The 11,611-nt window shown below is 66.2% G+C and carries 8 protein-coding genes and 1 riboswitch; of the genes, 3 read left to right on the forward strand and 5 right to left on the reverse strand.

The features are described from left to right. The first annotated feature begins 61 nt into the window (after positions 1-61). A complete protein-coding gene (locus G6N08_RS11455; protein WP_163757381.1) occupies positions 62-967 on the forward strand; it encodes an alpha/beta fold hydrolase in 906 nt (301 codons plus the stop codon). A 547-nt stretch (positions 968-1,514) separates the two neighbouring features. Here the strand turns inward: G6N08_RS11455 and G6N08_RS11460 are convergent. Both G6N08_RS11460 and G6N08_RS11465 read right to left on the reverse strand, forming a co-directional pair. Next, positions 1,515-2,120 carry a MarR family transcriptional regulator gene (locus G6N08_RS11460; RefSeq protein ID WP_163757383.1) on the reverse strand — a complete coding sequence of 202 codons (606 nt, stop codon included), beginning with the start codon at positions 2,118-2,120 and terminating at the stop codon, positions 1,515-1,517. Beyond that, entirely contained in the window at positions 2,113-3,813 is a 1,701-nt protein-coding gene (locus tag G6N08_RS11465) for a pyruvate, phosphate dikinase (RefSeq protein ID WP_163757385.1), read from the reverse strand. The genes G6N08_RS11460 and G6N08_RS11465 overlap by 8 nt, the downstream gene beginning before the upstream one ends. Before the next feature lie 429 nt (positions 3,814-4,242). Between G6N08_RS11465 and G6N08_RS11470 the strand changes: the two genes are divergently transcribed. Beyond that, positions 4,243-4,749 (forward strand): DoxX family protein, encoded by a 507-nt coding sequence (locus tag G6N08_RS11470; protein WP_163757387.1) that lies wholly within the window; start codon positions 4,243-4,245, stop codon positions 4,747-4,749. 255 nt (positions 4,750-5,004) lie between these two features. Here G6N08_RS11470 and G6N08_RS11475 read toward each other — a convergent pair whose 3' ends face one another. Both G6N08_RS11475 and G6N08_RS11480 read right to left on the reverse strand, forming a co-directional pair. Further along, positions 5,005-5,421 carry an archease gene (locus G6N08_RS11475; protein ID WP_308494709.1) on the reverse strand — a complete coding sequence of 139 codons (417 nt, stop codon included), beginning with the start codon at positions 5,419-5,421 and terminating at the stop codon, positions 5,005-5,007. 2 nt (positions 5,422-5,423) lie between these two features. Next, positions 5,424-6,845 carry an RtcB family protein gene (locus tag G6N08_RS11480; protein WP_163757390.1) on the reverse strand — a complete coding sequence of 474 codons (1,422 nt, stop codon included), beginning with the start codon at positions 6,843-6,845 and terminating at the stop codon, positions 5,424-5,426. A gap of 122 nt (positions 6,846-6,967) precedes the next feature. On the opposite strand from G6N08_RS11480, the gene G6N08_RS11485 reads away from it, so the two are divergent. Further along, entirely contained in the window at positions 6,968-8,725 is a 1,758-nt protein-coding gene (locus G6N08_RS11485; protein WP_163757392.1) for a DUF3556 domain-containing protein, read from the forward strand. A 91-nt stretch (positions 8,726-8,816) separates the two neighbouring features. Here G6N08_RS11485 and metE read toward each other — a convergent pair whose 3' ends face one another. Continuing rightward, positions 8,817-11,093 carry a 5-methyltetrahydropteroyltriglutamate--homocysteine S-methyltransferase gene (gene metE, locus G6N08_RS11490; protein WP_163757394.1) on the reverse strand — a complete coding sequence of 759 codons (2,277 nt, stop codon included), beginning with the start codon at positions 11,091-11,093 and terminating at the stop codon, positions 8,817-8,819. Between the two features lie 138 nt (positions 11,094-11,231). Next, positions 11,232-11,465, reverse strand: a riboswitch (cobalamin riboswitch). Between the last annotated feature and the right edge of the window lie 146 nt (positions 11,466-11,611).

Consider the following 11,611-nt stretch of genomic DNA (forward strand, 5'->3'; position numbering starts at 1 on the left):
CGGCTCGGGCGCCCGGGGATGGCGCCTAAGCCGGGTAATACTCGTCGTGGAGGACCACGCGATGACTGAACCACGCTGGCTTGACGTGCAGACCCCGGTGGTGGATGTGAAGGCGTTGACATGGGGGGCCCCCAACGCCCCGATGGCGCTATGTTTGCACGGTTTTCCCGATACAGCATACGGATGGCGCAAGTTCGCACCACGGCTGGCCGAGGCCGGCTGGCGGGTAGTCGCACCGTTCATGCGTGGCTATGCGCCGTCCTCGATCCCCGCTGACGGCAGTTATCACATCGGGGCGCTGATGGATGATGCGTTGCGTGTGCGGTCGGCGGCCGCGGGTACGGCTCGCGATGTGGTGATAGGCCACGACTGGGGCGCGATCGCCGCCACCGGATTGGCCGCGATGCCGGACAGCCCGTTCGCCAGGGCGGTGATCATGTCTGTGCCACCGGCGGCGGCGTTCCGTCCCCTCAGCCGGGTGCCCGACCGTGGCCGGCTGATCGGGCAGCTACCGCATCAGTTCCTGCGCAGCTGGTATATCGCCTATTTCCAATTGCCTTGGCTGCCGGAGCGTTCTGCTTCCTGGGTGCCGCCGCTGCTGTGGAAACGATGGTCGCCCGCTTACGACGCTGAGGAGGATCTGCGCCACGTCGACGCTGCGATAGGGGCACCGGCGGGTTGGCGGGCCGCGCTCGGACCCTACCGTGCCACCATTCGCAACACCCGACCTCCGGCACACTATGCCGAACTCCACCGGTACTGGACTCAGCCACCCCGGCTACCGACGCTCTATCTGCACGGTCGCGACGACGGTTGCGCTGCACCAGCTTTCGTTCGCTGGGCGGAAAAGGCGCTGCCCGAGGGCAGTGCGGCGACCATCGTTGAGAATGCCGGGCATTTCCTGCAGCTCGAACAGCCCGAAAAGGTCGCCGAGTTAGTGCTGGCGTTCATCGGCCCGGTGTCCTGAGAGCCGTGGATGCCGCGCCGGTCAACCTTGGCCCGGCGGCTGCCGTGACAACGCGCGGGATCGCCGCCGTCGGGCCTGCGCCGGCAGCCGAGGTCCCTATGGCTAAACCTGTTCTGTCACATGCACATAACCACTTCGGCAATGTGGTCATAGGGCTGTACCCGCAACTTCAGCTAGGGACTCGTGTCGAGCCGATCGGCGCAGAATTGGCCGATGCCCACCGGCGATTCGGGCATCCAGCCGGGCCCCTCCGCCGACCAGGCTTTTGCTTCAGTAGCCGCCCCGCTCCTGCGTTGGGGGTGGCCCGGTTCACCGGCGAGGCGAAACCGTTGCCGGTCACCGGCAACACGGTGGTGTCCAGCCTGCGCCGCGGTGCAGCGGACCTGCGTTTCGGCGATGCGCCGGTAATACCCACGGCGGATACCCCGCGTTCTCACCATCAATGGGGCTGACCCACGGTGTGCGCGGTATCGGTGACACCGTCCTGCCGAGTCGGCGGTCGGCGATAACGACGGTTACCTGCAACGGCTGGACGCCACCCTTGAAATTACTGCGCGTGACCGGCGCTGGCTTCGTCTTCCCGCGTCAGTCCGGTGACGAGGATCAGTTCCTCATGCAGTTCGAACCACACGGTGTGGTAGGAGTCGATCATGGGTCGCGTCAACCAGACCGTTTCACCGGAGTTGATCTTGTCCAGCGCGCGTTGCAACTTCACGGCGTAGACACCCAGCCGTGGCACGTGCCCCGCGGCGGCCGCGATGATCGCCATGGCACGCTGGTGTAGGTCGTTGAGTCGGTTAAGGACTGCTGCGTCGTAGTCGGAGTCGTCGTGCGTGTTGGGTTCACCGGCTTTAAGTTGCCAATCAGTGGCAACTGCCTTGAAATCGGCATTCACCGGCCGGAATTCGTCGTAGACGGCGGCCAGGGCGGTGGCGTCGACGCCGGTGCGCTCCTCGTCCAGCAACTCGGACAGTCGCGCGCGCCCCCGGTCGGTGAGCTTCAACACGGCACCACCGACCATCAGGCCCGAGGCAATCAGCTGCTCGACTGTCTCGGCGACGCCGGCGGCATCCTCCACTAAGGTCGCAGCTAGTTCGGTAAACGTAACCCGGCCTTTCAGCCGGACCGCCTGCAACACAGTCAATTCACTCATCGCGTCGCGAACGCGTGGGCTCAGAGCCGTACTCGGACTCGCTGGGTTTACCGTGACCGGCTACCCGCAACGCCGTCAACATGGTGACAAGCGGGGTGGGCGATACCACGTCGGCATGTCCGGCTGCCATCGCCGTGCGCACCGCAGCGTCGGAATCGTCATCCAGCCGCGGGTAGTCACCATCGGGGTGCGCCCGCAACGGGCTGATCCGGCGCGCGATGTCGGCCAATTCGCCGAGTTCGGGTGAGTCAGTCTCCGACCACGCGGAGAGATCCAGAACGCCGCCGAGAACTTCGCCTTCGGTGCCGTCGACGGTGATCTGTTTGCCGGCCAGCGCTGCAGCGGTCCCGTGGCCACAGCCGACGACAGCTACCCGACCGAATTCGCGGCTGATCACTGCCGCATGGCAGGAGGCGCCGCCAACCTCGGTGACGATGCCGCGCGCTGCGAGCATGCCGGGAACGTCGTCGGGTGTGGTGTAGGTGCGGACCAGGATGACCGATTCGCCACGGTCGGCCGCCTGCACCGCTTCCTCGACATCGGTATAGGCCCGGCCCGATACCACCCCGGGACATGCCGGCAGCCCTTTGGCTAAAAGTGGCGCCGCTAGCCGTGTTTGCGGTTGCAGCGACGGGCGCAGCAGTGTCTCGATATTGGCTTGGCTCACTCGCTGCAGCGTTTCGGTGTCGTCGATGAGTCCCTCCCGACGCAACTGCAGGGCAAAATGCACCGCCGCCCGGGGTGACCGTTCGGCGTCGCGCGTCTGCAGCAGCCACAGGGCACCGTGTTGGACCGTGAACTCGATTTGTTGCACGTCTGAACAGAGGTGTTCCAGGCTGCGCGCAGCAGCCATCAGTTCGGCGTACACAGAAGGTTGGTCGTGCCTGAGGGTCACGATCGGCTGGACGTCGACTGTGCCCGACACGACGTCATCACCTTGGCCGCCCGATAACCAGTCGCCGAACGGCTCGTTGGCGCCGGTGATCGGGTTGCGTGAAAACACCACCCCGGAGCCGGAATTGGCACCCATGTTCCCGAAAACCATCGCCTGGACCACCACAGCGGTGCCGCTGCGATCATCGAGGCCGTGGTGGGTGCGGTAGGCGATGGCCCTGGGAGCGTTCCAGGAGGCGAACACGGCCTGTATGGCACCGCGCAGCTGGGCGTACGGATCAGCCGAAGGTATGCCGCCACCGACAGCACGACGATAGCCACGGAGGAACCGCTGGCGGATGTCGCGGGCGAACGCGGGAGTGCTCGACTCGGCCAGGGCGTGCTCGACCGCGTCGTTTACACCCAGATTCAGCACCGTGTCCATCATGCCCGGCATCGATCGGGCGGCACCGGAGCGCACGCTGACTAGTAAGGGACGCGGTCCCCGGCCAAACGTGCGCGCGGTTTCGGCCTCCAGCCGGCTCATGTGGGCCAGCACGTCATCCCAGATCGCGTTGATCGTCGCTTCAGGTTGGACCAGATATTGAGCGCCGACCTCGGTGGTGATGCAAAACGCCGGCGGCACCGGCAATCTGTGGCGGCGCATCATGTCGATACTGTGGCCTTTGGTGCCCACAATATCCGCCGGCTGGTTTGCGCCGCCGTCCAACAGCACGACTGTGGGTGCAGTCCGGCGGCTCGCCGACCGTGTGCTCGACGTGCGGTGGTGCGCACCGTTCCCCGGTACGACACGAGTCATGCTGATAATCCTCGTCGCTTAATACCTGTGTCGGGCCCTCTCCACCCGCTCGGCAGACACGAAACACCGGCTGTGGTGCCCACACCCGGGTGGGCCGCCCCGCAGGACGGGCCGTGGCGGAAGCCGAAGCGTGGTGCCCAGCTCGCGACACAGCTCCAGGTGGGTCCAGAGTAGTTGGGTATCGCTGCAGCGGCCCGAGCAGGGTGCGGTCGGCGGCGTCACCGGTGTCGACGCCGAGGTGACGACTCGCCGGTCGCCGGTTCGGTCCTGCGGTAGCCGCTTCGCCCGGTTTGCTGTGCCGCTGCGGCGCAAAGGGCGACGCTCAACCCGGCTTGCCGCAGCGAGGCCGATGAACACGGCGCCCACACATCACACCGGTAAACCAACCCGTCCGGCGACATTGTTGCCACCTGAACTACCTTTGAAACTATGACTACTGATGTCGCGTTACTGATCCTGCGGCTGGTGCTGGGCCTCACGTTGGCTGCCCATGGTCTGAACAAGTTCTTCGGCGGCGGCCGGATACCGGGGACCGCGCGCTGGTTTGAAAGCATCGGCATGAAGCCTGGAACGTTTCACGCCGTAGTCGCTGCCACCGCCGAGACGACCGCCGGGCTAGGGCTGGCCGCCGGGCTGCTGACGCCAATCCCGGCGGCGGGATTTGTCGCCCTGATGCTGGTGGCCGCCTGGACTGTGCACCGGCCCAACGGCTTTTTCATCGTCAAAGAAGGCTGGGAGTACAACCTTGTGCTGGCCGCGTGCGCCGTCGCCGTAGCTACTTTGGGGGCCGGGAAACTCAGCCTCGATCAGCTGATCTTTGGGCATAACTGGCTGGACGGCTGGGCCGGTTTGCTGCTGGCCGTGTTGCTGGGCCTTGCCGGCGCCGTCGGCCAGTTGCTGATCTTCTACCGGCCGCCGGTGAAACAGGCCGGCTAGCCGACTACGCCGTGGTAGCCAGCAGACCATTTCGGGAAACCGGGTCGGCACGAAAGCGGCTGTTGTGCACGCTGCCGGCCGGGTAACACGAACGAATCACCGGCGGCCTAAACCGCCGGTGATCGCTGGTCAGCGGTCCGCTTGACGCCGGACGCGACCAGTACCGGCGTGTGTCCGACGCGGCCGGTGGCCGCACCGGGAGCAGGCACACGATGTCGCCCCGGGCTGCTCGTACCGCGAAGTCGTCTCGGCGTTTTACACGTCGATCGTCACGCGGCAGCGCCACTGCCCGCCGAGCTGCGTGCATTCAAGCCCGGACAAGGACACCGCCTTGGGCGCTGCTCCGATCAGCTCGACGCTGTCGATCCGGGCCACCGACATGGTTAACCGCAGCGTGGCCGGGCCGATGTCGACGCTGGTGGCCAGGGGAATCAGTCCCTGGGTGTCGAGAAGGTAGATCACGTGGTCGAGCGCGGTCACCAGACGGTCAGCCGCGTCGCCGGCGGGCAGATCCACGACCACGGTGTCCACCGGCTGTGCTCGGGAAAGATCGGCGAAACTGTCCACCAGCGCGCTGATCGCCTCGCCCAGACAAGCCTCGCAGGTAGGCCCCCATGCCTCGATCGTCACGTCCGCTGGATGGGGCACAGCCCGGTGCCCGCTGTTCGGCACGGTCAGCCTTTCACCACACCCAGGGGCACCAACCGGGCCACAGTACGACAGAGTCCGGCTTGTTCAGCGACCGTGACGACCTCGGAAACATCTTTGTAGGCAGAGGGTGCTTCCTCAGCCAGTCCGCGTGATGAAGCGCCCCGCACCAGGATGCCCTGTCGCCGTTCGAGTTGGTCTCGCAGCGCCTTCGGGCTCACCGAGCGGGCAGCCTGGTGCCGGCTGAGCCGCCGACCGGCGCCATGACAGGTGGAATGAAACGCGCCACCGCCACGCACCCCGGCCAACACGTAGGAGGAGGTCCCCATCGAGCCGGGTATCAGCACCGGTTGCCCGACGTCTTTCAAATCCGTCGGTAGGTCGGGGTGTTCGGGGGGCAGCGCCCGGGTGGCGCCCTTGCGGTGCACACAAAGCTCGAGGCTCCGGCCATGAACCTCGTGGCGCTCGATCTTGGCCAGATTGTGGGAAATGTCGTAGACCAGCTTCAATCCTTCGCCCGTGGCCGAGCGGAACACGTCGCTGGCGGCTGAGCCGAGAAGCTGGCGGTTGGCGCGCGCGAAATTCGCCGCCGCGTGCATTGCCGCCAAGTAGGCGCGGCCCTCTGTGGAATCTACTGGCGCGCAAGCCAGCTGACGATCCGGCACGTGCACGCCGTGACGTGACATACTGCGGTCCATGGTCCGCACCTGGTCGGTGCAGATCTGGTGGCCGAGTCCCCGCGAGCCGCAGTGGATCATCACACACACCTGTCCGGCGTGCAGCCCGAAAGCGTGGGCGGCCGCTTCGTCGAACACCTCGGCTACCGCCTGCACCTCCAGAAAGTGGTTACCAGAACCCAGGCTGCCGAGTTGATGCCGTCCCCGGGCGCGCGCCTGCTCGCTGACCGCGGCTGGGTCGGCGTGCTCGAACCCGCCGCCGTCCTCGCAGCGGTCCAGGTCACGCTGGGACCCGACCCGATGCTCGACCACGTAGCGGGAACCACCCCGCAGCACCTCGTCCAAGTCCCGGTCGCTCAGGTCGGACCACACCCCTCCCGGGCCCGCACCGCGCGGAATACGCCGACTCAAGCCGTCCATTACCAGGCTGGCGACTTTGGCGAAGTCGTTTCGCTGCAGATCGGACGCGAGCAACCGCACCCCGCAGGAAATATCGAATCCCACTCCGCCGGGGGAGATCACCCCGCCTTCGCGCACAGCGGTAGCCGCCACGCCCCCGATCGGGAAGCCGTAGCCGAGGTGGATGTCCGGCATCGCGTACGACGCCTCCACGATGCCCGGCAGAGTCGCCACGTTCGCCACCTGCTGCAGCAGCGGCTGCAGATGAGTGTCGGGCAGCAGCGACGGCGAAGCGAAAATCACCCCGGGCACCCTCATGGCGCCGGACGGGTTGATCCGGAACCGAAATGGCGTTTCCTGCACCAATTCCATCGTCGATTCCTGTCGCTTGTGAGCGTCTGACACTGTACGGGGCGGGCCACCGAACCCGCTAACCCCTTCTTACGCGGAAACCCATAGCCCCGCGTCTAGAACACGTTCTAATCTTTGTGGTCATGGGATTTCTCAGGCCTCAACTGCCGCAGATCGACATGGCCGAATGGAGCAAAGGCACCCGCAGCGAGAAGATCCGCCCGATGGCACGGCACTGGGCCGAGGTGGGGTTCGGCACGCCGGTCGCGCTGCATCTGTTCTACGTCATCAAGATCGGCCTCTACATCCTCGGTGGCTGGCTGTTCGCGCTGGCGACCCCGGGTATCGGCGGATTCACTGAGGTGGCCTCGTGGTGGTGGGAGCCGATCGTGTTCGAAAAGGTCGTGCTCTACACGATGCTGTTTGAAGTCGTCGGACTGGGGTGTGGCTTCGGGCCGCTGAACAACCGGTTCTTCCCGCCGATGGGCTCGATCCTGTACTGGTTGCGGCCTAACACCATCCGGCTTCCGCCGTGGCCCGGCAAAGTTCCGTTCACCCGGGGGAGTGCACGTACTGGTGCCGATGTCGCGCTCTACGCGGCGCTGCTGATAATGATTCTGGTTGCCCTGTTTTCGGACGGCACCGGGCCGATACCCGAGCTCGGCACCGCTATCGGCGTACTGCCGGTCTGGCAGATCTGGGTGATCCTCGGCCTGCTCGCCGTGCTCGGCCTGCGCGACAAAGTCATCTTTTTGGCCGCGCGCGGCGAGGTGTACGCCACGCTGGCGGTCACCTTCTTGTTCACGGCCTGGAGCCCTGTCGACATGATCGTCGCCGCCAAAGTGGTGTTCGTCGTCATCTGGATGGGCGCGGCCACCTCAAAACTCAACCACCATTTCCCGTTCGTGATCTCCACGATGATGTCCAACAATCCGCTCATTCGGGCGAAGTCGCTGAAGCGGGCGTTCTTCGAGAAGTTCCCCGACGACCTGCGGCCCGGTATTTTGTCGCGGATCGTCGCCCACGGCGGCACCACCGTGGAGATGTGTGTGCCGGTGGTGTTGTTCTTCTCCCGCGGCGGCTGGCTGACCGCGGTAGCGGCGGCGGTAATGGTGTGCTTTCATCTGGCGATCCTGACCGCGATCCCGATGGGGGTGCCGTTGGAGTGGAACGTGTTCATGATCTACGGCATCGGGGCGTTGTTCGTCGCGTACGCCAATCTCGGGCTCAGCAACCTGAAACAGCCTGTTCCGCTGGCCGTTTTGTTCGTTGTGATCACCGGGATCGTGATCGCGGGTAATCTGTTCCCGCGCAAGATCTCGTTCCTGCCGGGGATGCGCTATTACGCCGGCAACTGGGACACCACCCTGTGGTGTGTGAAACCTTCCGCCGACGAGAAGATCAACCGCGGCCTCGTCGCCATCGCCAGTATGCCGGCCGCCCAGCTAGAGCGGTACTACGGCAAGGAGCGAGCCCAGATTCCGATGTATCTCGGGTATGCCTTTCGCGCTATGAACACCCACGGCCGGGCCCTGTTCACGTTGGCCCATCGCGCCATGGCCGGGGAGAACGAGGACGACTATGTCATCACCGACGGCGAACGGATCTGCAGCACCGCGATCGGTTGGAACTTCGGCGACGGCCACATGCATAACGAGCAGCTGATCGCCGCGATGCAGGAGCGCTGCCATTTCGAACCCGGGGAAGTGCGGGTTGTGCTGCTGGATGCCCAGCCGATTCACCGTCAAACCCAGGAGTACCGGTTAGTCGACGCCGCCACCGGCGAATTCGAGCGGGGCTATGTGCGGGTGGCCGATATGGTGACCCGCCAGCCGTGGGAGGACGACCTACCGGTGCACGTGCTGTCCACTTCTGCTGTCGATGCGGGCGGCAGCGATTAGGGCAGGTCCACCCCATCGCGCGCCGAGCGTGCAACTGTGGCGAGGTTCGACGATTTTTCCGCCGCCAGTGCACGCTGGGCGAACCGTGCGATCAGATGTCGGCCCGCACCTGTGCGGCCGCGGCGACCATATTGCGCAGCGACGCCGTCACCTCGTCGACGGTTCGGGTCTTCAACCCGCAGTCGGGGTTAACCCACAACCGTTCGGCCGGCACTGCTCTCAGCGCGGCACGCAGCGAGTTCGCGATCTCATCGGTGCTTGGCACCCGCGGCGAATGAATATCGTAGACCCCGGGCCCCACGCTGTTGGAAAAGCCAGCCTGGTTGAGGTCGTCGAGCACTTCCATATGCGAGCGGGCCGCTTCGATCAGCGTGACATCGGCGTCCAGCTCCGCGATAGCGCCGATGACCTCACCGAACTCCGAATAGCACAGGTGTGTCTGGATCTGGGTGGAGTCGGAGACCCCCGAGGTCGCCAGCCGGAAGGCGCCCACCGCCCACTGCAGGTACGCGTCCTGCTCGGCCCGGCGCAGCGGCAGCAGCTCCCGCAGCGCAGGCTCATCGACCTGGATGATGGCGATACCCGCCCGCTCCAGATCCACCGTCTCATCGCGAATCGCCAGGGCGATCTGATACGCGGTATCGGCCAGCGGCTGGTCGTCGCGCACGAACGACCACGCCAGGATCGTCACCGGCCCGGTCAGCATGCCCTTGACCGGCTTGCCGGTCAGCGACTGCGCGTAGGTGATCCACTCGACCGTCATCGGGTGCGGCCGCGACACGTCGCCGTAGAGGATCGGCGGGCGGACACAGCGGGTGCCGTAGGACTGCACCCAGCCGTTGTCGGTGGCGAAGAAACCGTCGAGCTGCTCGGCGAAGTATTGGACCATATCGTTGCGTTCGGGTTCGCCGTGAACCAGCACATCCAGGCCAAGCCGTTCCTGGAGCGCGATGACTTCGGCGATCTCAGTCTTCATCCGCCGCTCATATTCCTCCCGGTCGATCTCGCCGTTCCGCAGCGCCGCGCGGGCTTTGCGGATCGCCGGGGTCTGCGGGAACGAGCCGATCGTGGTGGTCGGCAGGGGCGGCAAGTGCAACCGGGCGTTTTGGCTCTCACGACGCTCAGCGGCGTTGCCGCGTTTGGTGCCCGAGGCCATGAGCGTGTCGATGCGGGCGCGGATCTGCTCGTTGTGCAGGCGGGGATCCGAGCGGCGCGACGCCACCGCAGCATTGGAGGCCGCGATCTCGTCGGCCACCGCGTCGCGTCCCTCGCGCAGCGCACGCGCCAGCACCACGACTTCACGCACTTTTTCAGCGCCGAACGCCAACCAGCTGCGCAAGTTGTCGTCCAGCGCGCCACTGGTTTCCAAAGCCAGCGAGTACGGCACATGCAGGGTGGAGCATGACGTCGAGACCGCGAGGTTGCCCACCGAGCCCAGCAACGTGGCCAGGCGGCTCAGCGCCGCCTCCACGTCGGTACGCCACACATTGCGCCCGTCGACGATGCCGGCCACCACAAGCTTGCCGGCCAGCTCCGGGATCGCGGCCACGGGGGCGCCGCCCCCGGCGACCAGGTCAACGCCGATGGCCTCAACGGGTGTGCGCGCCAGCGCGGGCAGCGCAGCGCCCGGGTCGCCGAAATAGGTGGCCACATGGATACCGGGCCGGTCGGTCAGCGACCCCAGCGTGGTATAGACGCGCTCGGCCAGCGCGGCCGCGCCGGCATGCATATCGGTCACCAGCACCGGTTCGTCGAGCTGCACCCAGGCGGCGCCGGCCCCGGCGAGCAGCGACAGCAGCTCGGAGTAGAGCGGCACCACCTCGTCCAACCGCTCGATCGGCGCACCCGCACCGTCCACCGGCTTGCTCAGCAGCAGGAACGTGAGCGGGCCGATGAGCACCGGGCGTGCGGGAATTCCCTGCGCTAGCGCTTCTTTCAGCTCAGCGAGCACCTTGCCCGGGTGCAGCGTGAATTGGGTGCCCGGGCCGATCTCCGGAACCAGGTAGTGGTAGTTGGTATCGAACCACTTGGTCATCTCCAGCGGCGCGACCTCATCGGTGCCCCGCGCCGCCGCGAAGTAGCGGTCCAGCTCATCGGAAAGATGCGCCACCCGCGCCGGCAGCGCCCCCAGCAGGACCGCGGTGTCGAGCATCTGGTCGTAGTAGGAAAACGTGTTCACCGGCACGGAATCCAGCCCGGCGCCGGCTAGATCCGACCAGGTGTCGCGGCGCAGGGCGGCAGCAACGGATTCCAGCTCCGAGCGGCTGGTTCGCCCCGCCCAGAAACCCTCGATGGCGCGTTTGAGTTCGCGGCGCGGGCCGATGCGCGGGGAGCCGGTGACGGTAGCGGTGAAAGGTTGAGCAGTCATCAGTTCGTCCTTCATCTGCGATGAGTGGTCATCGCCGGCGGACGCACAGCCGATCCGGTCGCGGTGCGCGCCTCGACGCGCGATCCCACCCGGGACGGCCAGACGCCCATTCCTCGAGGCGATGAGCCGCCGGACGCGGTGCGCCCGGCACAGCTGGCAGGTCTTCGGACTCACAGGCACGCACCCGGTGGTGCTCCTAATAGCCGTCGCTTCCCAGTCGCTGACCAGTGCAGATGACGGCGGTCGTTCCTGTTTACCGCTGCGGGACAGTCCCGGATTCGCACCGGGTTCCCTCTCACAAGACATCACGTCTTGCTCGATGCCGGCAGTGCCCGGCGGCGCGGCCGGCAGACCAGCTGCGTCTCTGAGATTACCCGGCCGGTCGACATGGCAATCGCGACCCACCGGCCGGCGCGTGCGGCGGTGTCGACGGCGAGCGGGCAGCCTCTCGGGCCGGCCGGCGCAGCGGAGTCGATGACCCCAATGGCGAACCGCCACGCGCGCTGGTCGAGAATCGA

Source organism: Mycobacterium botniense, assembly GCF_010723305.1.
Classification (GTDB): Bacteria; Actinomycetota; Actinomycetes; order Mycobacteriales; family Mycobacteriaceae; genus Mycobacterium; species Mycobacterium botniense.